At 71.9% G+C, this 21590-nt stretch carries 17 protein-coding genes; 10 read left to right on the top strand and 7 right to left on the bottom strand.

Annotated features, from left to right (window positions below; all coding sequences use genetic code 11):
- Positions 1-68: 68 nt before the first annotated feature.
- Positions 69-2816, bottom strand: a complete 2748-nt coding sequence (gene ppdK / locus ACIHAR_RS03970; RefSeq protein WP_400016674.1) for a pyruvate, phosphate dikinase — start codon at positions 2814-2816, stop codon at positions 69-71.
- Between the two features lie 607 nt (positions 2817-3423).
- On the bottom strand, positions 3424-4644 hold the full coding sequence (locus tag ACIHAR_RS03965) for an ROK family protein (protein WP_365454388.1): 1221 nt from the start codon (positions 4642-4644) through the stop codon (positions 3424-3426).
- Between the two features lie 132 nt (positions 4645-4776).
- On the opposite strand from ACIHAR_RS03965, the gene ACIHAR_RS03960 reads away from it, so the two are divergent.
- From ACIHAR_RS03960 to ACIHAR_RS03950, 3 genes are all read left to right on the top strand, one after another.
- Positions 4777-6396 carry an MGH1-like glycoside hydrolase domain-containing protein gene (locus tag ACIHAR_RS03960; protein WP_400016670.1) on the top strand — a complete coding sequence of 540 codons (1620 nt, stop codon included), beginning with the start codon at positions 4777-4779 and terminating at the stop codon, positions 6394-6396.
- The gene (locus tag ACIHAR_RS03955) at positions 6341-8278 is read left to right on the top strand and encodes a glycogen debranching N-terminal domain-containing protein (protein WP_365454382.1); all 1938 of its coding nucleotides are present in this window, start codon (positions 6341-6343) and stop codon (positions 8276-8278) included. Before ACIHAR_RS03960 ends, ACIHAR_RS03955 begins: the two co-directional genes overlap by 56 nt.
- A 199-nt stretch (positions 8279-8477) precedes the next feature.
- Positions 8478-10271, top strand: coding sequence for a CDP-alcohol phosphatidyltransferase (locus tag ACIHAR_RS03950; protein WP_400016667.1), 1794 nt, complete (start codon positions 8478-8480; stop codon positions 10269-10271).
- 3 nt (positions 10272-10274) lie between these two features.
- Here ACIHAR_RS03950 and dusB read toward each other — a convergent pair whose 3' ends face one another.
- Positions 10275-11429, bottom strand: coding sequence for a tRNA dihydrouridine synthase DusB (gene dusB / locus ACIHAR_RS03945; protein ID WP_400016665.1), 1155 nt, complete (start codon positions 11427-11429; stop codon positions 10275-10277).
- 95 nt (positions 11430-11524) lie between these two features.
- Between dusB and ACIHAR_RS03940 the strand changes: the two genes are divergently transcribed.
- Positions 11525-12970 (top strand): MFS transporter, encoded by a 1446-nt coding sequence (locus ACIHAR_RS03940; protein WP_400016662.1) that lies wholly within the window; start codon positions 11525-11527, stop codon positions 12968-12970.
- Between the two features lie 39 nt (positions 12971-13009).
- Here ACIHAR_RS03940 and ACIHAR_RS03935 read toward each other — a convergent pair whose 3' ends face one another.
- On the bottom strand, positions 13010-13273 hold the full coding sequence (locus ACIHAR_RS03935; RefSeq protein WP_365454373.1) for a hypothetical protein: 264 nt from the start codon (positions 13271-13273) through the stop codon (positions 13010-13012).
- A 150-nt stretch (positions 13274-13423) separates the two neighbouring features.
- Here ACIHAR_RS03935 and ACIHAR_RS03930 point away from each other — a divergent pair, with 150 nt between their 5' ends.
- Positions 13424-15175, top strand: a complete 1752-nt coding sequence (locus ACIHAR_RS03930) for a helix-turn-helix domain-containing protein (protein ID WP_400016659.1) — start codon at positions 13424-13426, stop codon at positions 15173-15175.
- 67 nt (positions 15176-15242) lie between these two features.
- On the top strand, positions 15243-15449 hold the full coding sequence (locus ACIHAR_RS03925; protein WP_365454367.1) for a hypothetical protein: 207 nt from the start codon (positions 15243-15245) through the stop codon (positions 15447-15449).
- Positions 15450-15594: 145 nt separating this feature from the next.
- On the opposite strand, the gene ACIHAR_RS03920 is transcribed toward ACIHAR_RS03925, so the two are convergent.
- Complete coding sequence (locus ACIHAR_RS03920; protein WP_384658178.1) at positions 15595-16977, bottom strand: glycine--tRNA ligase; 1383 nt, start codon at positions 16975-16977, stop codon at positions 15595-15597.
- 206 nt (positions 16978-17183) lie between these two features.
- Between ACIHAR_RS03920 and ACIHAR_RS03915 the strand changes: the two genes are divergently transcribed.
- From ACIHAR_RS03915 to ACIHAR_RS03900, 4 genes are read left to right on the top strand one after another with little or no spacing between them, the layout of a single operon-like run.
- Positions 17184-18152 (top strand): metal ABC transporter substrate-binding protein, encoded by a 969-nt coding sequence (locus tag ACIHAR_RS03915; RefSeq protein WP_400016655.1) that lies wholly within the window; start codon positions 17184-17186, stop codon positions 18150-18152.
- Positions 18153-18169: 17 nt separating this feature from the next.
- Positions 18170-18946, top strand: coding sequence for a metal ABC transporter ATP-binding protein (locus ACIHAR_RS03910; RefSeq protein WP_365454358.1), 777 nt, complete (start codon positions 18170-18172; stop codon positions 18944-18946).
- On the top strand, positions 18946-19848 hold the full coding sequence (locus ACIHAR_RS03905) for a metal ABC transporter permease (RefSeq protein WP_365454355.1): 903 nt from the start codon (positions 18946-18948) through the stop codon (positions 19846-19848). The genes ACIHAR_RS03910 and ACIHAR_RS03905 overlap by 1 nt, the downstream gene beginning before the upstream one ends.
- A gap of 59 nt (positions 19849-19907) precedes the next feature.
- On the top strand, positions 19908-20324 hold the full coding sequence (locus ACIHAR_RS03900) for a Fur family transcriptional regulator (RefSeq protein WP_388750398.1): 417 nt from the start codon (positions 19908-19910) through the stop codon (positions 20322-20324).
- Between the two features lie 28 nt (positions 20325-20352).
- Here ACIHAR_RS03900 and ACIHAR_RS03895 read toward each other — a convergent pair whose 3' ends face one another.
- Both ACIHAR_RS03895 and ACIHAR_RS03890 read right to left on the bottom strand, forming a co-directional pair.
- Complete coding sequence (locus ACIHAR_RS03895) at positions 20353-20649, bottom strand: hypothetical protein (protein WP_400016648.1); 297 nt, start codon at positions 20647-20649, stop codon at positions 20353-20355.
- 91 nt (positions 20650-20740) lie between these two features.
- Positions 20741-21574, bottom strand: a complete 834-nt coding sequence (locus tag ACIHAR_RS03890; protein WP_400016646.1) for an isoprenyl transferase — start codon at positions 21572-21574, stop codon at positions 20741-20743.
- Positions 21575-21590 lie beyond the last annotated feature (16 nt).

Below are 21590 nucleotides of genomic sequence, written 5' to 3'. Positions count from 1 at the left end.
GGTCAACGGGAGATCAGTGGTGACCGCCGATCCGGCGAAGATCCGCGGTCACCGCCGATCACCGAGGCTCAGCGGTGGTCGCTGCCCTCCGACTGCGTGGCCGCCCGCCCCGCCTCCAGCCGCGCCACCGGGATCCGGAAGGGGGAGCAGGAGACGTAGTCGAGGCCGACCTCGTGGAAGAAGTGGACCGACTCCGGGTCGCCGCCGTGTTCGCCGCACACGCCGAGCTTGAGGTCGGGGCGGGTACGGCGGCCCGCCTCCGCGGCCGACTTGACCAGGGAGCCGACGCCGTCCTTGTCGATCGTCTCGAACGGGGAGACGCCGAAGATGCCCTTCTCCAGGTAGGCGGTGAAGAAGGAGGCCTCCACGTCGTCCCGGCTGAAGCCCCACACCGTCTGCGTCAGGTCGTTCGTGCCGAAGGAGAAGAACTCCGCGGCCTCGGCGATCTGACCGGCGGTCAGCGCGGCGCGCGGCAGCTCGATCATCGTGCCGATCGACAGCTTGAGGGTGACGCCCGTCGCCGCCTCGACCTCCGCGATGACCTGGTCGGCCTCCTCGCGCACGATCTCCAGCTCCTGGACCGTGCCGACGAGCGGGATCATGATCTCGGCGCGCGGGTCGCCCTTGGCGTTCTTGCGTTCGGCCGCCGCCTCGGCGATGGCGCGGACCTGCATCGTGAACAGGCCGGGGATGACCAGGCCGAGGCGCACGCCGCGCAGACCCAGCATCGGGTTCTGCTCGTGCAGGCGGTGTACCGCCTGGAGCAGGCGCAGGTCGTTCTCGTGGGACTCCTGGCGGGACTCCGCCAGGGCCACGCGGACCGACAGTTCGGTGATGTCGGGGAGGAACTCGTGCAGCGGCGGGTCGAGGAGACGGATCGTCACCGGCAGGCCGTCCATCGCCTCGAAGAGCTCGACGAAGTCCTGCTTCTGGAGGGGGAGCAGCTCCTTCAGGGACTCCTCGCGCTCGGCCTCCGTGTCCGCCAGGATCAGGCGCTCGACCAGTTCGCGGCGGTCGCCGAGGAACATGTGCTCCGTGCGGCACAGGCCGATGCCCTGCGCGCCGAAGCGGCGGGCGCGCAGCGCGTCCTCGGCGTTGTCCGCGTTGGCCCGGACGCGCAGGCGGCGCTTGCGGTCGGCGAAGGCCATGATGCGGTGGACCGCCTCGACCAGTTCGTCCGCGTCGTCGGCGCCGGCGTGCATCCGGCCCTCGAAGTACTCGACCACGGGGGACGGGACCACCGGGACCTCGCCCAGGTAGACCTTGCCGGTCGAGCCGTCGATGGAGATGAGGTCGCCTTCCTCCACCACCCGGCCGCCGGGGACCGTCATCCGGCGGCGCTTGGTGTCGACCTCCAGCTCCTCCGCGCCGCACACGCAGGTCTTGCCCATGCCCCGGGCCACCACGGCGGCGTGCGAGGTCTTGCCGCCCCGGCTCGTCAGGATGCCCTCCGCAGCGATCATGCCGTCGAGGTCGTCGGGGTTGGTCTCGCGGCGGACGAGGATGACCTTCTCGCCGGAGCGCGACCACTTCACGGCCGTGTACGAGTCGAAGACGGCCTTGCCGACGGCCGCGCCCGGCGAGGCGGCGATGCCCCGGCCGACCTGCTCGGTCCTGGCGTGCTCGTCGAAGCGGGGGAACATCAGCTGGGCGAGCTGGGCGCCGGTGACGCGCTGCAGCGCCTCCGTCTCGTCGATCAGGCCCTGGTCGACGAGCTGGGTGGCGATGCGGAAGGCCGCGCCCGCGGTGCGCTTGCCGACGCGCGTCTGGAGCATCCACAGCTGTCCGCGCTCGATGGTGAACTCGATGTCGCAGAGGTCCTTGTAGTGGTTCTCCAGCGTCTCCATGATGCCGAGGAGCTGGTCGTAGGACTTCTTGTCGATCTGCTCCAGCTCCGCCAGCGGGACGGTGTTGCGGATGCCCGCGACGACGTCCTCGCCCTGGGCGTTCTGGAGGTAGTCGCCGTAGACGCCCTGGTGGCCGGAGGCGGGGTCGCGGGTGAAGGCGACGCCGGTGCCGGAGTCGGGGCCGAGGTTGCCGAAGACCATGGAGCAGACGTTGACCGCGGTGCCGAGGTCGTGCGGGATGCGCTCCTGGCGCCGGTAGAGCTTGGCGCGGTCGCCGTTCCAGGAGTCGAAGACGGCCTTGATCGCGAGGTCCATCTGCTCACGCGGGTCCTGCGGGAAGTCGCGGCCGGCCTCGGTCTTGACGATCTTCTTGAACTTGGTGACCAGCTTCTTGAGGTCCGCGGCCTCCAGCTCGGTGTCGACCGTGACCTTCTTGGCCGCCTTCGCCGCCTCCAGGGCCTCCTCGAAGAGGTCGCCGTCGACGCCGAGGACGGTCTTGCCGAACATCTGGATCAGGCGGCGGTAGGAGTCCCAGGCGAAGCGGTCGTCGCCGGCCTGCTTGGCCAGGCCCTGGACGGACTTGTCGGAGAGGCCGATGTTGAGGACGGTGTCCATCATGCCGGGCATGGAGAACTTGGCGCCGGAGCGGACCGAGACGAGGAGGGGGTTGTCGGCCTGGCCGAGCTTCTTGCCCATCTTCTCTTCGAGGGCGACGAGGTGCGCACTCACCTCGTCACGCAGTGCCGCCGGCTCCTCGCCGCTGTCGAGGTAGACCTTGCAGGCCTCGGTGGTGATGGTGAACCCGGGAGGGACCGGCAGGCCGAGGTTGGTCATCTCGGCGAGGTTCGCGCCCTTGCCGCCGAGGAGGTCCTTGAGGTCCTTGTTGCCCTCGGTGAAGTCGTAAACGAACTTCACGCCCTCAACGCTCGCTGCCTGCTCAGCTACGTGGGGATCTTTGATTTCCGACACGGGTCTCGACTCCTCGAGGACGCGGTGGCTGCCCTGACGGCGAGGAACATACCCAGATCGAAGGCGTCTGGGTACGTCCACTTGTGCGTCATGCGCCTGTAACCAGTCGTCCGCCAGGGGATCGAAAGTCAAGACTGGGCAAGCGCTGAGCGGCTGATGTTTTCACTTCTTGAACGCAAGCACCTTCACGACCTCTATTTTACGCTCAGATGAGCACTGCGCAGCCCGTCTGATTTCGATCGATGAACGATCAAGGGATGGCACTCAGTGCCACCCCTTGAGGAAGTGCATCCGAGCATGATCCGCTCATCTGAGCGCCACCCCTATCAAGGGTGGCGAGAATCACGCTCTTTCGAGCGTCGCGATTTCACCATGCGGACGCGCCTCGGGACGGAAACAAGCTCGTCACACGCCGAGCGCGACAGGCGCCCCTTCGCACCGCGCGAGCAGGCGATCCTCGACCTCAGGCGCCCGTTCGCGGGGCGCCGGTCCGCGACCTCAGACGCCGGTCCGCGACGCCGACGCCGCTCCGCGACTGTCCGCGACCTCAGGCGCCGGTTCGCGACCTCAGGCGCCCGTCCGTGAGGTCAGGCGCCCGTCCGCGACGTCACACGCCGAGCGCCAGCAACCGCTCCTCCACCCGCTCGGGCGCGTAGAGGTGCTCCACGACCAGCGCCCCGGCCCCCACCAGCCCCGCCCGCTCCCCCAGCCGCGAGGTCACCACCTCCAGGCGGGCGGTGGAGCGGGGCAGCGCCCGCTGATACAGCAGTTCGCGCACGCCGGTGACGAAGGGCGTGCCGGCCAGGTCCCCGGCGATCATCAGCACCCCGGGGTTGAGCAGGGTGACGACCGTCGCGAGCACGTCGCCCACCTGGCGCCCGGCCTCCCGGGCCAGCGCGGCCGCCCTCGGGTGCCCGGCCGCCAGCAGATCGCGCACGTCGGACCCGGAGGCCGCGGGGACCCCCGCCTCGGCCAGCTTCCGGGCCACGGCGCCACCGCTCGCGACCGCCGCGAGGCAGCCGTAGGAGCCGCAGCGGCACAGCGCCTCCGTGCCCACACGGATGTGGCCGATGTCGCCGGCGCCGCCGTCGACGCCCCGGTAGATCGTGCCGTCGACCACGACGCCCGCGCCGATCCCCGTCGAGACCTTCACGAGCACGAACGCCGAGCAGTCCGGGTGGGCGGTGCGCTGTTCGCCGTACGCCATGAGATTGGCGTCGTTGTCGATGAGGACCGGGACCGGTGGCGCGCCCGTGCGTTCCGTGACCGCCCTGGCGAGGCGGCCGCGCAGGTCGTGGCCGTCCCAGCCGGGCATGATCGGCGGCTGGACGACCCGGCCGGTCCCGCTGTCGACCGGGCCGGGGACGGCGAGGCCGACGCCGCAGACCTCGTCCGCCCGGTGGCCGGCCTTCTCCAGGAGCTCGCCGAACCAGCGGCCCAGCTCGTCGAGGACGGCGTCCGGGCCGTCCTCGACGACCAGCGTGCCCGAGTGTTCGGCGAGGATCTCGCCGTTCAGGGACAGTACGGCCGCGCGCGCGTGGCGGGTGTCGAGGTCGGCGGAGAGGACGACCGCGTGCGCGTCGTCGAACTCCAGCGTGATGGAGGGGCGTCCGCCCAGCGGGGAGCCGACCGGGCCTCCCGCGCCCTCGCGCAGCCAGCCCGCGCGGAAGAGACGGTCCAGCCGCTGTCCGACGGTGGCGCGTGAGAGGCCCGTGGCCTGCTGGAGGGCACCGCGCGTCGTCGCCCGCCCCGTGCGTACCAGTGCGAGCAGATCTCCGGCGCCGGCCTGGCCGACGCCCCTGCCGGTCCGTCCCGGCCGTCCGGTCATGCACACCCCCTTGTGTTTCCCAAGTTTGCCTTACATATTGAGTTTTGCGTGTTAAATGGACGTAACCCTACGGTAGCCATGGCCGAACCGGGTTGCTTGTGCCGTCGTCGCCGCTCTCCCGGGGAGCCCCGAGTGGATCGCACCGCCCAACTCGTCGCCCGCCCAGCGGAGCGCACCTCCGTATACGATCCCGGCACCTCGGCCGGGTCGTTGCACCTCAGAGCGGTGGCGGTACTCGAGCGCAACTGGACGGGCACGTCGACGGTGCCCTCGCGGCGGCTGTACCCGCACCAGTGGTCCTGGGACTCGGCCTTCATCGCGATCGGGCTGCGGCACGTGTCGCCGCGCCGGGCCCAGACCGAGCTGGAGACGCTGCTGGACGCCCAGTGGGGCGACGGGCGGATCCCGCACATCGTCTTCAACCCCTCCGTGCCGCTCGACGCGTACTTCCCGAGCCCCGACTTCTGGCGCTCCTCGACCGCGGGGCGCGCTGCGGGCGCCCCGCGCACCGTACAGACGTCCGGCATCGTGCAGCCACCCGTGCACGCGCTGGCGGCCTGGCTGGTGCACTGCGCCGACCCGGGTCTCTCGCGGGCGCGCGGCTTCCTCACCCGGGTGTACCCCCGGCTTGCCGCCTGGCACCGCTATCTGCTGCACCGGCGGGACGCGGGCGGGGGCGGGCTGGTGTCCGTCGTGCACCCGTGGGAGCAGGGCATGGACAACGCCCCCTCGTGGGACGCCCCGCTCGCCCGGATCGCCCCGGCCCCGGCCCGCTCCTTCCGCCGCGCCGACCTCGACCACGGGGCCGCGGAGGACCGGCCCACGGACCTGGACTACGGGCGGTACGTGCGGCTGGCGGCGGACTACCGGGACCGGGGATACCGGGACGGGCCGGGCGAAGGGTACGGGGAGGGGGCCCGCGAGGGGGACCGGGGCGGGCCGGGCGGGGAAGGCGCGACCGGCGGGGGCGACTTCGCCGTCGAGGATCCCGCCTTCAACGCGCTGCTCATCGCCTCCGAGCACGCGCTGGCGCGCATCGCGCACGAGTTGGGCGCGACGGGCACGGCCCGGCAGGTGCGTGCCGGGCGGCTGACGGCGGCGCTCGTCGACCGGCTGTGGGATCCGGCGCAGGGGCTGTTCTTGTGCCGGGACGTGCGGGGCGGGGGGCTGATCCGCGAGCGCGGGGTCTCCGGGCTGGTGCCGTTGCTGCTGCCCGGCCTGCCGCGCGAGATCGCCACCGCCCTCGTGGAGACCCTGCGCGGCCCGCACTTCGGGCTGGGCGGCGCCACCCGCCTCGTGCCCAGCTACGACCTGCTCGGCGAGGCCTTCGACCCGCACCGCTACTGGCGCGGCCCCGCCTGGTTCAACACCGGCTGGCTGCTGGAGCGGGGCCTGCGGGCGCACGGCGAGCGGGCGCACGCGGACGCGTTGCGCGCGGCCGTGCTGGACATCGCGGGCACGTCGGAGTTCGCCGAGTACGTCCACCCGTACACGGGTGAGGCCTGCGGGGCGACCGGCTTCAGCTGGACCGCCGCGCTCACGCTCGACCTGCTGCACGACACGGCCGGCCTGTACGGCACGGCCCTGTACGACACGGACGACCAGGACGACCAGGACGACCAGGACGACACGGACGCGGCCTGTACGACACCGGAAGCGCCAGGGACGACACCGCACTCAAGGGAGGGGACCGGGGATGACGGACCGGCATCATCTGCTCGTGTACGGCGGGACGTTCGCCGCCGTCGGTGACCGCGGGGACATCAGCGGCGTGCGGGGCGCCGGTGCTCCGGACGGGTTGTTCGTCAGGGACGCGCGGCACCTCAGCCGCTGGCAGCTCACCGTCGACGGGGCCGTGCCCGAGGTGCTCGTGCCGGTCGCGGACGGGGACACCGCGCGGTGCGTGCTGGTCCCGCGCGGCGGCCGCACCGAGCCGCCGGCGTGCACGATCTTCCGGGAACAGGCGGTCGGGGACAGCTCGTTCGTGGAGCTGCTGCGGGTCGTCAGCAACCGCCCGGTGCCCCTGACGGTCCGCCTGGCGCTCACCGTGGACGCCGACTTCACCGACCAGTTCGAACTCCGCTCCGACCACCGCACCTACGCCAAGGCCGGCGCCGTCCGCAGCCGCCAGGTCCTCGACCACGGGGTGGAGTTCACCTACCGGCGCGGTGAGTGGCGGTCCGTGACGGCGGTGAGCGCCGAGCCCGCGCCGGACGCCGTGGAGGAGACCGGCACCGGCGCCCGCCGCCTGGTGTGGAAGCTGGAACTGGAGCCCCAGGGCTCGGCCGCGCTGACCCTGCGGGTGATGGCCCGCCCGCACGGCGAGAAGCGGGCGCTGCGCGTGCCCAGCTCACCGGCGGCACTGAACGGGACGTTACTCGCGCAGGAGGGCGAGTTCGTGGAGGGCGTGGCCTTCCCGACCGGCTGGCCCGAACTGGCCGCGGCCTGTGCGCGCGGCCTCGCGGACCTGGCCGCGCTGCAGGTCCCGGCGACCGGCCCGGACGGCGAGGAGGTGCGCGTACCGGCGGCGGGCGCTCCCTGGTTCCTGACGCTGCTGGGCCGGGACGCCCTGCTCACCTCCCTCTTCGCGCTCCCCTACCGCCCCCGCCCGGCGGCCGCCACGCTGCTGGCGCTCGCCGCGACCCAGGCCACCGAGACCGCCCAGGAGTCCGTCGCACAGCCCGGCAAGATCGTCCACGAGGTGCGGCACGGCGAACTCGCCCACTTCCGCCAGGTCCCCTACGGCCGCTACTACGGCTCGGTGGACGCCACCCCGCTCTTCCTCGTCCTCCTCGGCGCGTACGTCGAGCAGACCGGCGACGCGGCCCTCGCCCGCCGGCTGGAGCAAAACGCCCGCGCGGCCGTCGGCTGGATGCTCGACCACGGCGGCCTCACCTCGCGCGGCTACCTGGTCTACCGCGCCGACCGGGGCGGCCTCGCCAACCAGAACTGGAAGGACTCCCCCGGCGCCATCTGCTCGGCCGACGGCACCCGGGCGAGCGGCCCGGTGACGGCGGCGGGGGCGCAGGGCTACGCGTACGACGCGTTGCGCCGCACGGCGTGGGTGGCGCGCGCGGTGTGGGCGGACGAGACGTACGCGGACCTGCTGGAGCAGGCCGCCGCCGATCTGCGCGACCGCTTCCAGCGGGACTTCTGGATGCCGGAGCACTCCTTCCCCGCCCTCGCGCTGGACGGGGAGGGCCGCCGGCTCGACGCGCTGGCCTCCGACGCGGGCCATCTGCTCTGGTCCGGGCTGCTGGACAAGGAGTACGGGGAGGCGGTCGGCCGGCGCCTGCTGGAGCCGGACTTCTTCTCCGGCTGGGGCGTGCGCACCCTGGCGGCCGGGCAGCCGGCGTACCACCCGCTGTCGTACCACCGGGGTTCGGTATGGCCGCATGACAACGCGCTGATCACGCTCGGTCTGGCCCGCTACGGTCTGCACGACGAGGCCCGTACGGTCGCCCACGGCCTGGTCGACGCGGCGACCGCGACCGGCCACCGGCTGCCCGAGGTCCTCGCCGGGTACGGCCGTGACACCCACGCCGAGCCGGTGCCGTACCCTCACGCCTGCGTGCGGGAATCCCGTTCGGCGGCGGCCCCGTTGGCACTGCTCACGGCGGTGGGCGGCGCCTAGGGAGGTCTCTTCCGGAGGGCGCCGTCCGCCAAGGCGCCCCTCCGAAGGGGGGCTTGGCCGGGTGTTTGCACGGTGTTTGCCGGCCGCGGGTCGAGCGGGGTGAACACCGGCCGGGAGCAAGCCGTACGAAACGGTGGCGGACCCGATCCCCCCGGGCGGATCCGCCGATCCACCCGGCTTCGTACGGAAGGACCCTCGGGTGCCCGTCTTCACACGCTCTCGCCCGTCGCCCGACCTGAAGGAACCCGAGGACGCCGCGGCCGGCGTGCGGGACGCGGAGGAGGGTGCGGAGCCCGGCGCCGCGCCCCGCACCCTCAGGGACCGCGTCGCGCACTGGCGTGCCTGGCGGAGCCGGTACCCGCGCGCCGCGCGGGGGCTGTGGCGGACGGCGACCGTGCTGTCGGCCGTGCTGGTGCTCGGGGCCCTGCTGCTGCCGAACCGGCTCGACGCGCTCCAGTTCAACCGGTTCACCCGGCTGCCCGGGGAGGCGATACTCGGCGCCGCCGTGCTGCTGGCGCTGCCGCGCCGGCCGCGGGTGGCCGCAGCGGCGCTGGCCGGGGCCTCCCTCGGGGCGCTGACCGTGCTGAACGTGCTCGACATGGGCTTCGTCGAGTACCTGGGCCGCGACTTCAACCTCGTCCTGGACTGGATCCTGCTGGACGACGCCCAGTCCTACGTGGCGGACTCGATGGGAGGCACCACGGCGTTCGCCGCCACGGTCGGCGTGTTCCTCCTGGTCGCCCTGCTGGTCACCGTGACGGCCCTGGCGACCGTCCGGCTGGCCGGGCTGCTGGCGCGCGACACCCGGCGGGCGACCCGGGCCACGCTGATCTCCGGGACGGCCTGGATCACCTGCTCCATCGTCGGTCTGCAGAACGCCGGCGTGCCCGTCGCCTCCTACCGCGTCGCGGACACGCTGGTGAACGAGGCCCGGCAGGTGCGCACCACACTGAAGGACGAGGCCGCCTTCGCGAAGGAGGCCCGCACCGACACCTTCGGCGCCACCCCGCCCGCCCAGCTCGTGCCCGACCTGCGCGGCAAGGACGTGATCTTCACCTTCATCGAGAGCTACGGCCGCAGCGCCATCGAGGACCCGGTCATGGCGCCCGGTGTGGGCGAGACCCTCGAGACGGGCACGCGGGCCCTGGCGCAGGCCGGTTTCCAGGCCAGGAGCGGCTGGCTGACCTCGGCGACCTTCGGCGGCAGCAGCTGGCTCGGCCACTCCACCGCGATGTCGGGCCTGTGGGTCGACACCCAGCAGCGCTACCGCACGGTCATGGCCAGCGACCATCTCAGCCTCACCAAGGCTTTCCGGAAAACCGGCGCCTGGGACACCGTCGGCATCATGCCCGGGGTGCAGAAACGCTGGCCGGAGGCGGAGTACTACGGCCTCGACAACGTCTACGACGCCTTCGAGATGGGCTACCGGGGGCCGAAGTTCAGCTGGTCGACGATGCCCGACCAGTACGCGCTGGAGGCGTTCCAGCGGCTGGAGCACGGCAGGGAACGCGACAGGCCGCTGATGGCGGAGATCATCCTGACCTCCAGCCACCAGCCCTGGGCGCCGATCCCGACGATGGTCGGCTGGGACGAGCTGGGCGACGGTTCGGTCTTCGAGGGCATCGAGAAGGCCGGGAAGGACGCCTCCGCCGTCATCGACGACTCGGCCGAGTCCCGTGAGGAGTACGGCAGGTCGATCCAGTACTCGGTGACCGCCCTCACCCAGTGGCTGGAGCGCTACGGCACCGACGACACCGTCCTGGTGTTCCTCGGCGACCACCAGCCCATCGCCCGGGTCAGCGGCAGCGACGCGAGCCGCGACGTGCCGGTCTCCGTGGTCGCCAAGGACCCGAAGGTCCTCGACAAGATCGCCGGCTGGAAGTGGACGGAGGGACTGAAGCCCGCGCACGACGCCCCGGTGTGGAAGATGAGTTCCTTCCGTGACCGCTTCCTGCTGGCGTACGGGTCGACCCCGCACCCCAGCGAGGGCTGAGCGTCAGCCGCCGGAGGTGTCCAGCTCCGCGTCCTCGCCGACGCCCGCGCAGTCGTACGGGTCCTTCAGCCAGCCGTCCGGCAGCACCACCCGGTTATTGCCGGACGTACGGCCTCGGGGCCCGTCGGCGCCGACGGGCCAGGGCTGGTCGAGGTCCAGCTCGTCGAGCCCGGCCCGCAGTTCCTCCAGGGAGGAGGTGACGGCGAGCCGCTTGCGCATCTCGGAGCCGACCGCGAAGCCCTTCAGGTACCAGGCGACGTGCTTGCGGAAGTCGACGACGCCCTTGGACTCGTCGCCGATCCACTCGCCGAGCAGGGTGGCGTGCCGCACCATGACGTCGGCGACCTCGCGCAGCGCCGGGCGGGCGACGTCCTCCGGGCGCCCCTCGAACGCGGCGACCAGGTCCGCGAACAGCCACGGCCGTCCCAGGCAGCCCCGGCCGACGACCACGCCGTCGCAGCCGGTCTCGCGCACCATCCGCAGGGCGTCCTGCGCCGACCAGATGTCGCCGTTGCCGAGGACGGGGATCTCCGGGACGTGCTCCTTCAGGCGGGCGATGGCGTCCCAGTCGGCGGTGCCGCCGTAGTGCTGGGCGGCCGTGCGGCCGTGCAGGGCGATGGCGGTCACGCCCTCCTCGACGGCGATACGGCCGGCGTCGAGGTAGGTGATGTGGTCGTCGTCGATGCCCTTGCGCATCTTCATCGTCACCGGGAGGTCCCCGGCGCCGCTGACGGCCTCGCGCAGGATGGCGCGGAGCAGGTGGCGCTTGTAGGGCAGCGCGGAGCCGCCGCCCTTCCTGGTCACCTTCGGGACCGGGCAGCCGAAGTTCAGGTCGATGTGGTCGGCGAGGTCCTCCTCCGCGATCATGCGGACGGCCTTGCCGACGGTCGCCGGGTCGACGCCGTACAGCTGGATCGAGCGCGGCGTCTCGGTCGCGTCGAAGTGGATCAGCTGCATGGTCTTCTCGTTGCGCTCGACCAGCGCCCGGGTGGTGATCATCTCGCTCACGAACAGGCCCTTGCCGCCGCTGAACTCCCGGCACAGGGTCCGGAAGGGCGCGTTGGTGATCCCGGCCATGGGGGCGAGGACCACGGGTGGCTGGACGGCGTGCGGGCCGATCCGCAGGGTCGTGTTCTGTGGGGGCGCGGTCGTGGGCATTCCCCCATTGTCACGCACGCGGGAGGGTGGACGGATCAAAATCTTGGCGGAGTCATTAGTTAACCGCACTATCGATGCGGGCTACGATGGTTCCCATGCCCGAGCTCAGCCATCGCCGACGTCTGGTCGTCCTCGCGATCTGCTGCATGAGCCTGCTGATCGTGAGCCTCGACAACACCGTCCTCAACGTGGCCCTGCCCGCGATGGAGCGCGACCTGCACGCCACCACCGCCGGCCTGCAGTGGACGATCGACGCCTACACGCTGGTGCTGGCCGCTCTGCTGATGCTCGCGGGCTCCACCGCCGACCGGATCGGCCGCCGGAAGGTGTTCCTGGCGGGCCTGGTCGTGTTCTCGGCGGGCTCCCTGCTGTGTTCCCTCGCGCCGAACCTCGATCTGCTGATCGCGGCCCGCGCGGTGCAGGCGGTCGGCGGCTCGATGCTCAACCCGGTCGCCATGTCGATCATCACCAACACTTTCACCGACCCGCGTGAGCGCGCGCGCGCGATCGGCGTCTGGGGTGCGGTCGTCGGCATCTCCATGGCCGCCGGCCCCCTGGTGGGCGGCCTGCTGGTGGAGTCCGTCGGCTGGCGCTCGATCTTCTGGGTCAACCTGCCCGTCGGCCTCGCGGCCCTCCTCCTCACCCTGCGCTTCGTGCCCGAGTCCCGCGCCCCCAGGGCCCGCCGCCCGGATCCCGTCGGCCAACTGCTGGTCATCGCGCTCTTCGGCTCCCTGACGTACGCGATCATCGAGGCGCCGACGGCCGGGGCCGCGGTGAGCGGGCCGTTCGCGGCGGTGGCGCTTGCCGCGCTGCTCGGCCTGCTGTGGTACGAGCCCCGGAGGGACGAGCCCCTCATCGACCTGCGGTTCTTCCGGTCGGCGCCGTTCAGCGGGGCCACCGTGATCGCGATCAGCGCGTTCGCCTCGCTCGGCGGGTTCCTCTTCCTGTCCACGCTGTACCTGCAGAACGTACGCGGCCTGGACGCCCTGCACGCCGGCCTGTGGATGCTGCCCATGGCCCTGCCGACGTTCCTGTGCGCACCCCTGTCCGGGCGGCTCGTGGCCGGCAAGGGGCCGCGGCTGCCGCTGCTGATCGCCGGGGTCGCGATGACGGCGAGCGGCGTCCTGTTCGCCGCGTTCGACGCCGAGACGTCCGATGTGACGCTCTTCATCGGGTACGTGCTCTTCGGCATCGGCTTCGGCTTCGTGAACGCGCCGATCACCAATACGGCGGTGTCGGGGATGCCGCGGAGCCAGGCGGGGGTCGCGGCGGCCGTCGCGTCCACCAGCCGGCAGCTGGGCCAGACACTCGGGGTCGCCGTGGTGGGCGCCGTGCTGGCGTCGGGCATCGGTTCCTCCTCGTACCGCGACGCCTTCGTCTCCGCCGCCGTGCCCGGCTGGTGGATCCTGGCCGGGTGCGGGTTCGCGGTGCTGGTGGTGGGTGCGGTCAGCAGCGGGCGGTGGGCCCGGCGAACGGCCGAGCGGGCCGCCGAGCAGCTGGACGCGTCGGAGGTGCGGGAGGCGGCCGGCGTGGGGGCGTGAGCCGCTGCCGGCGCTCCTCACCGCTCATCGCCCCTCCCCTCACTCCCCCTCGACGATCTGGTTCAGCAGGGGCAGCGCACCGCCCGCCGCGGCCAGTCCGGCGCCCGCCGCGTCGGCCCAGGCCTGACGGGCCGCGTACACGAGCGCCCCGGCCAGCAGCCCGACGAGGGCTGCCAGCAGGAAGACCAGTGCGGCCCGGACGCTGATCAGCGACGGTGTCGAAGCCGCCCGCGGGGACCGGGTGTGCTCGGGCTCGTGGGGTGCCGGGTGCGTCATGGCCTGCTCCTCGTGGTCGTCGTCCATGCCCGGCCACCGTGCGGGGCAAGGCCGTTCGGACGCATCGGGGGACAGGGAAACCGCCGGAAACCGCCATGCCGTTCGACCACGGGGACTAGCCTGCTTTCCGAACCTCTCCGAACGATGCCGGAAATCTCCGAACGCCAGGGAGGAACGGTGGCCCCGACGCCATCACCCGACCCGTCGTCCGTCCACACCGCCGCCGAACTGGCCCACGCCCTCCTGGAGTTACGGGAGAAGGCGGGCAGGAGCTACCAGAGTCTCGCCGGGGCGACCGGTCTGTCGACGTCGACCGTGCACGGCATGTGCACCGGGAGGAGCCTGCCCCGGCCGGACTCGCTCAGGCTGTTCACCAAGGCCTGCGGCGCGGACCCGGAGCGATGGCTGAAGGCGCTCGTCCGGGTCCGGCGCGGCCAGCTCAGGCGAGGCCTGCTGCGGGGCGGTTCCGGGTGGTCCCGCGGCACCGCGCAGCCGGCGTTCCCCGGCGCGGACGTGACGATCCGGCTCGCGCCCTGGGTGAACATCTGGGAGCAGAAGTCCCTGTGCCACCTGCCCCTCCGGCAGGTCCCGGGGCCGGAGGACGCGGAACTCACGGACATCTCGCGCCCGCTGGCGGCGTTCCCGCTGTCGCTCGGGCCGCTGAAGGACAGCTCGGTGTCCGTGGAGGCCGTCGCCCAGTACCGCGGGATCACCGTGTCGGTGCGCTCGCCGGAGCAGTTCTGGGCGCTGGTGGGCGCCGACATCGCGCTCGCCCGGGACGGCAACGTGCTCTGGCTGGTCAGGCAGAGCGAGGTCCTCATCGGCCGGAACGACCCACGGCAACTGCGCCAGCTGCGGCTGGTCTGGCTGACGTTGTTCCAGCTCCTGCTGCACTCCGACGCACCGGAGGCGTGCGACTGGCCGCCCCGCCAGATCGTCGAGGACGTCTACCACGTCACCCGAGCGCGGCCCACCCGCGCCAAGAAGATCATGGACTGGCTGCTGGAGGTCTTCCCCGTCACCGACATCATGGGCAGCCGTCTGCGCCAGGCGCACGAGCGGTACGTGGCCGAGCGGCTCCCGGACGTGTCCCACGCCGACGCGCTGCCCTTCACGCGCAAGCTCGTGCCCGTGGGCCCGGTCGACGTCGCCGTGCCGGGCGACGGATCCGGCGGCTACACGTTCCAGGTGATGCGCAGCCCGCTCACCGTCGGCGACATGGCGGCCCTCTGGCCGGAGCGGGTGGAGAAGGGCGCCGATCCCCGGCTGCCGTACGTCCTCGGCGCCTGGGACGACGAACGCGGCGACGCACTGGGGCGGTTCCTGAAGGCGCTCATCGACCGCTGCCTGCTGAAGAGCGGCTCCGAGCCGGGCGAGAAGTGGATCTGGGCCGTGCCCACGGCGGCCGAGTGGCTGGCCCTGTCCGGCTGCGCGGCCGACGGCCGCCCCTACCCGTGGGGAGCGGAGCCGGCGCCCACCCCCCGGCACGCCAACCTCAGCTTCCCGGGCCGCAGGCCGACGGTGCAGCCCGTCGAACGGCTGCCGTCCGGGCGTACGCCGGCCGGCGTCTGGGACTGCTGCGGCAACGTCCACGAGGTGGTGGAGTGGCGGCCGGACGGTCTGGCCCGCGCCGAGCCGGCCCTGTCCGACCTGCGGCTGGCCGGCGGCAGCCACCGCAACGGCCCGGCCAACGCCTCCTGTCTGACCTTCCGCCCCTTCGTCCGGGCGCCGGGCGCGTCCCGGCGCAACGTCGGCCTGCGCCTGATCCGCTACCGCGGTGAGCACACCGAACTGCGCGTGGAGGCGCTCAGGGCGTTCCGGGCGTCCCGCAAGGGCGCACCGGACCGGCGCCGGTCGCGCGGCCGAGCGGCCTCCCCGGCCGGGGCAGGACACGGGTCGGTCACCTCACCGCCGGATCCTCCCTGTTGATCTCGGAGGTGCCGCACACTCCTTGGTGCGCGAACAGAGTCGATGTCCTCGGACGCGGGGAGGCGTCATGCCGGCGAACAACACGAGCAGGGTGCGCCGCTGGGACCGGCACGGGCGGGAGCACGTGGTCCGGGTGGAGCGCAGCGGCGTGCAGCGCACGGTCCGGTGCGACACCTGCGGCTGGCGGAAGGGCGCCCAGTTCCTCCCCTGGCTCAAGGCGGAGGAACACCTCGCGGAGGCGCACCAGGCGACGGTGGACCCGACAGCGGCTTAGGAGAGCGCGGGCCGGCCCCGGACGGCCGGTGCGGACCGGCCGGCTCGGGGCCCTCACGCCCGCGCGGGACGCGCCGCCCCGGACGGACGAAAGGCCAGCTCCGGCGGGATCCCCCGCCGGAGCCGGCCTCGTCCGCGATCCGCGCCTAGCAGCCGATCAGGCGGCCGGCCAGGTAGCTCTCGATCTGGTCGAGCGACACCCGCTCCTGCTTCATCGAGTCACGCTCACGCACGGTCACGGCGTTGTCCTCGAGCGTGTCGAAGTCGACGGTCACGCAGTACGGCGTACCGATCTCGTCCTGGCGGCGGTAGCGGCGGCCGATCGCGCCCGCGTCGTCGAACTCGATGTTCCAGTGCTGGCGCAGCGCCTGGGCGAGGCCCTTGGCCTTCGGCGACAGCTCGGGGTTGCGGGACAGCGGGAGCACGGCGACCTTCACCGGGGCGAGGCGGTGGTCGAGGCGCAGCACCGTGCGCTTCTCCAGCTTGCCCTTGGCGTTGGGCGCCTCGTCCTCGACGTAGGCGTCGAGCAGGAAGGCGAGCATCGCGCGGCCGACACCGGCCGCGGGCTCGATGACGTACGGCGTCCAGCGCTCGCCGGCCTCCTGGTCGAAGTAGGAGAGGTCCTGGCCGGAGGCCTTGGCGTGGGCGGAGAGGTCGTAGTCGGTGCGGTTGGCGACACCCTCCAGCTCGCCCCACTCGTTGCCGCCGAACTGGAAGCGGTACTCAATGTCGGCGGTGCGCTTGGAGTAGTGGGAGAGCTTCTCCTTGGGGTGCTCGTACCAGCGCATGTTCTCCTCACGGAGACCCAGGCCGGTGTACCAGTTCCAGCGCTGCTCCATCCAGTACTCCTGCCACTGCTCGTCCTCGCCCGGCTTGACGAAGAACTCCATCTCCATCTGCTCGAACTCGCGGGTGCGGAAGATGAAGTTGCCCGGCGTGATCTCGTTGCGGAAGGACTTGCCCATCTGCGCGATGCCGAACGGCGGCTTGCGGCGCGAAGTGGTCTGCACCTGAGCGAAGTTGGTGAAGATGCCCTGCGCGGTCTCGGGGCGCAGGTAGGCGATGGAGCCGGAGTCCTGCGTCGGGCCGAGGTGGGTGGAGAGCAGGCCGGAGAACTGCTTGGGCTCGGTGAACTGGCCCTTGTTGCCGCAGTTGGGGCAGTTGACGTCCGCGAGGCCGTTCTCCGGGAGGCGGTTGTGCTTGGCCTCGTAGGCCTCCTCCAGGTGGTCCGCGCGGAACCGCTTGTGGCAGGAGGTGCACTCGGTGAGCGGGTCGGTGAAGGTGGCGACGTGACCGGAGGCGACCCAGACCTCGGGGGCCAGGATGACGGACGAGTCGATGCCGACCACGTCCTCGCGCGACGTCACCATGTAGCGCCACCACTGGCGCTTCAGGTTCTCCTTGAGCTCGACACCCAGCGGTCCGTAGTCCCAGGCGGCACGCTGACCGCCGTAGATCTCACTGCAGGGGAATACGAAGCCACGGCGCTTGCTCAGGCTGACGATGGTGTCGATCTTGTCGGCGGCCACGGTGCTCTCTTCATTACGACGACGGGCGACGAAGCGAGATGCTTCCAGCGAATGATTCAGGGTACCGGCGGGGGCTCCCCCACGACCAAATCGGTGGGGTCCCCGGAGACCGCCGAAGCCGCCCGGGAGCCCCGAAACAGCCCTTACCCGGCGCTTACCCCGCGCTTTGTTGACAACGGTTTCCATATTTGTTGAAAATGACTGTCATGAACGTACGACGACTCATACCGGGGACCGCGGTCGCCGCGGCCACAGCGCTCGGCCTCGCCACCCTCTCGGCCTGCTCGGACGAGAGCGCCGCCGCCGGCAACACGGATAAGTTCGACGTCGTCGCGTCGTTCTACCCGATGGCCTTCCTCGCCGAGCGCATAGGCGGCGACCACGTGAAGGTCAGCAGCCTGACCCAGCCCGGCCAGGAGCCCCACGACCTGGAGCTCAGCGCCAAGCAGCGCGTCCAGGTCGAGGAGGCGGACGCGGTGCTCTACCTCAAGAACCTCCAGCCCTCCGTGGACGACACCGTGGCCCAGGCCGGGGTCAAGACGAAGATCGACGCCGCGGAGCTCACCTCGCTCGAGGAGCACGGCACCGAGGTCGGCGGCCACGCGGCCGAGCACGACGAGGAGCACGAGGGGCACGAGCACGAGGAAGAGGGCGGCCTCGACCCCCACGTCTGGCTCGACCCGGTCAAGTACGCCGAGGTCGCCAAGGGCGTCGGCGCGGCCTTCGAGAAGGCCGACCCGGACCACGCGGCCGACTACAAGAAGAACACCGCCGCCCTCGTCTCCGAGCTCGGCGCCCTGAACACGAAGTTCGAGACCGGCCTGGCGAACACGAAGACCAGGGTCTTCATCACCACCCACGCCGCCTTCGGCTACCTCGCCGAGCGCTACGGGCTGACCGAGGAGGCCATCAGCGGCCTCGACCCCGAGTCGGAGCCCAGCGCCGCGCGCGTCAAGGACCTTGAGAAGATGGCCGAGGCCGACGGGGTCACCACCGTGTTCTACGAGACCCTCGTCAGCGACAGGACCGCGAAGACCATCGCCAAGGACGCCGGACTGAAGACGGACGTCCTCGACCCGATCGAGGGCATCACGGAGAAGTCCCGCGGCAAGGACTACTTCGCGGTGCAAGAGGCCAACCTGAAGGCGCTGCAGGCGGCCCTGGGAACCAAGTGATCGTTACGGAGGGCGTCATGGACGCACAGGGCGAGCCCGTCATATCGCTGCGCGGTGTCCGCGCCGAACTGGGCTCACGCCCCGTCCTGCGCGGCATCGACCTCACCGTGCACCGCGGCGAGGTCGTCGCTCTGCTCGGCGCGAACGGCTCCGGGAAGTCCACGGCCGTGCGCAGCGTCATCGGCCAGGTGCCGGTGACCGCCGGGCGGATCGAGCTGTTCGGCACGGACCGGCAGCGCTTCAGGGACTGGCGGCGCGTGGGCTACGTACCGCAGCGCACCACCGCCGCCGGCGGTGTCCCGGCGACCGTCACGGAGGTGGTCTCCTCCGGACGCCTGTCCCGGACCCGGTTCGGCGTCCTGCGCAAGGCCGACCACCAGGCCGTACGGCACGCCCTCGACCTCGTCGGCATGGCCGACCGGGCCAAGGACTCCGTCGACTCCCTCTCCGGCGGCCAGCACCAGCGGGTGCTGATCGCCCGCGCGCTCGCCGCCGAACCCGAGCTGCTGATCATGGACGAGCCGATGGCCGGCGTCGACCTGGCCAGCCAGGAGGTCCTCGCCCGGACCCTCCGGGAGCAGGTGGCGGCCGGTGCGACCGTCCTGCTCGTACTGCACGAGCTGGGGCCGCTGGAGCCCCTGATCGACCGGGCGGTCGTCCTGCGCGACGGCTGCGTGACGCACGACGGCCCGCCGCCGCGCGCCGTCGGCCAGCACGCGCTGCCCGGCCACGACCACGTACACCCGCACGCACCGGCGGGCGCCGAACCGATCCGCACGGGACTGCTGAGCTGATGGACTTCCTGAACTACGCCTTCATGCAGCGGGCGCTGCTCGCCGCGGTCCTGGTCGGCATCACCGCCCCCGCCGTCGGCATCTACCTCGTGCAGCGCCGCCAGGCCCTCATGGGCGACGGCATCGGCCACGTAGCGATGACCGGCGTCGGTCTCGGCTTCCTGCTGTCCTGGTCCCCGGTGTGGATGGCGACGGCCGTCTCCGTCCTCGGCGCGGTCCTGATGGAGCTGATCCGCTGGTACGGCCGCACCCGCGGCGACATCGCCCTCGCGATGCTCTTCTACGGCGGCATGGCCGGCGGCGTGATGTTCATCAACCTCGCGCCGACGGGCTCCAACGCCAACCTGAACTCGTACCTGTTCGGGTCGTTGTCGACGGTGTCGGAATCGGACGTGACGGCCATCTGTGTGCTCGCGGCCTTCGTCGTCCTCGTCACCCTGGGGCTGCGCCGTCAGCTCTTCGCGGTCAGCCAGGACGAGGAGTTCGCGCGCGTGACCGGGCTGCCGGTGCGCGCCCTGAACCTGCTGACGGCGATCACGGCGGCGGTCACCGTGACGGTCGCCATGCGGGTCGTCGGCCTGCTGCTGGTCTCGGCCCTGATGGTGGTCCCGGTGGCGGCGGCCCAGCAGCTCAGCCGCAGCTTCGCGGCGACCTTCGCGATCGCCGTGGCCATCGGCATCACCGTGACCATCGGCGGCACGGTGACCTCGTACTACCAGGACGTCCCGCCCGGCGCCACGATCGTGCTGCTGACCATCGCCGCGTTCGTCGCGCTGACCGCGCTGGCGGCCCCGCTGGCCCGGCGACGCGCCCGCGCGCTCGCCGCCGCACAGCCTGCCGGGGACCCGGCGGAGTGTGCGATTCCGGCCACCCGGGGAGCGGGCGGGGGAGCAGGCGTCTGACCGCGCACAGCCCGGGCTGGCACAATGGCCCGGCAAGGCGCAGACGTGAGGAGGCAACGGTGACGACCGCTGGATCGCCCGTGAAGGGCCGCGCCACCCGGCAGCGTGCCGCAGTGGCGGCGGCGCTCGACGAGGTCGACGAGTTCCGCAGCGCGCAGGAACTCCACGACATGCTCAAGCACAAGGGCGACTCCGTCGGGCTGACCACGGTCTACCGCACCCTCCAGTCCCTCGCCGACGCAGGTGAGGTCGACGTCCTGCGCACCTCCGACGGCGAGTCCGTCTACCGCCGCTGCTCCAGCGGCGAACACCACCACCACCTGGTCTGCCGCACCTGCGGCAAGGCCGTCGAGGTGGAGGGCCCGGCGGTCGAGAAGTGGGCCGAGGCGATCGCCGCGGAACACGGCTACGTGAACGTGGCGCACACGGTGGAGATCTTCGGCACCTGCGCGGAGTGCGCGACCGTCAAGAACTGACGCACCTCCAGGCAAGAACTGACGCACCTCAGGGCATCATGTCGCCCCGGTCGACACAGGAGTAGGACCCGTCGTCGCCGCGTCCCACGCTGTCGTACGACCAGCAGTGCAGCATCGGCGCGAGCGTCCACGTCCGCAGCGCGACGAGCGCGCCGAGCACCGTGAGGGCCAGCCGTCCGCCCCGGCTCCGCCACCCGGCGCACGCCAGTCCACCGACCCCCACCAGGGCCGCGAACACCAGCAGGGCGACGACCAGTGGCGCCGTGTTCTCCCGCAGCCCCGGAAACGACTCCGTCTCGACGGTGGCACCGAAACCGATCAGCACCGCGCCACGGCGAGGGCGAAGAGCGCGGCGGCGCCGCAGCCGCGGGCCACTCCCGTGCCCCTGCGTCCGCGGCGCTCCGGGCGCTGCTCGATCAGGACTGGTCGCCCTCCATCGCCAGCAGCTCCTCGTTCGGGATCGCTCCGCCGAACCGCCGGTCCCGGGAGGCGAACTCCACGCAGGCCCGCCACAGGTCGCGGCGGTCGAAGTCCGGCCACAGCACGTCCTGGAAGACCATCTCGGCGTAGGCGCTCTGCCAGAGCAGGTAGTTGGACGTGCGCTGTTCGCCGCTCGGACGCAGGAACAGGTCCACGTCCGGCATGTCCGGGTAGTACAGGTACTTCTGGAGGGTCTTCTCGTTGATCTTGGACGGGTCGAGGCGGCCCGCCTTCACGTCCTCCGCGAGTGCCTGCGCGGCGTCGGCGATCTCCGCGCGGCCGCCGTAGTTCATGCAGAAGTACAGGGTGAGCAGGTCGTTGTCCTTGGTCTGCTCCTGGGCGACCTGAAGCTCCTTGGCGACCGACTTCCACAGCTTGGGCATACGGCCCACCCAGCGCACCCGGATGCCCAGCTCGTCGAGCTGGTCGCGGGTCTTGCGGATGAAGTCGCGGTTGAAGTTCATCAGGAAGCGCACCTCGTCGGGCGAGCGCTTCCAGTTCTCGGTGGAGAAGGCGTACAGGGAGATGTTCCGCACGCCGATCTCGACCGCGCCCTGGAGGACGTCCAGGACACGCTCGGCGCCCACCTTGTGCCCCTCGGTACGGGGCAGCCCGCGCTCCTTGGCCCAGCGGCCGTTGCCGTCCATGACGATCGCGACATGCTCGGGGACCAGCTCCCCCGGGAGCTTCGGCGGGCGGGCGCCGGACGGGTGCGGCTCAGGCGCCCGGTACTCGCGCCGCCGGCGCCCCAGGATCCCGCGTACGACCATGTGCCTCTCGTCTCCT

This window comes from Streptomyces sp. NPDC052016 (genome assembly GCF_044548445.1).
Classification (GTDB): Bacteria; Actinomycetota; Actinomycetes; order Streptomycetales; family Streptomycetaceae; genus Streptomyces.
The sequence above is the reverse complement of the archived record's forward strand: the minus strand, read 5'-3'. Positions and strand labels throughout refer to the sequence as shown.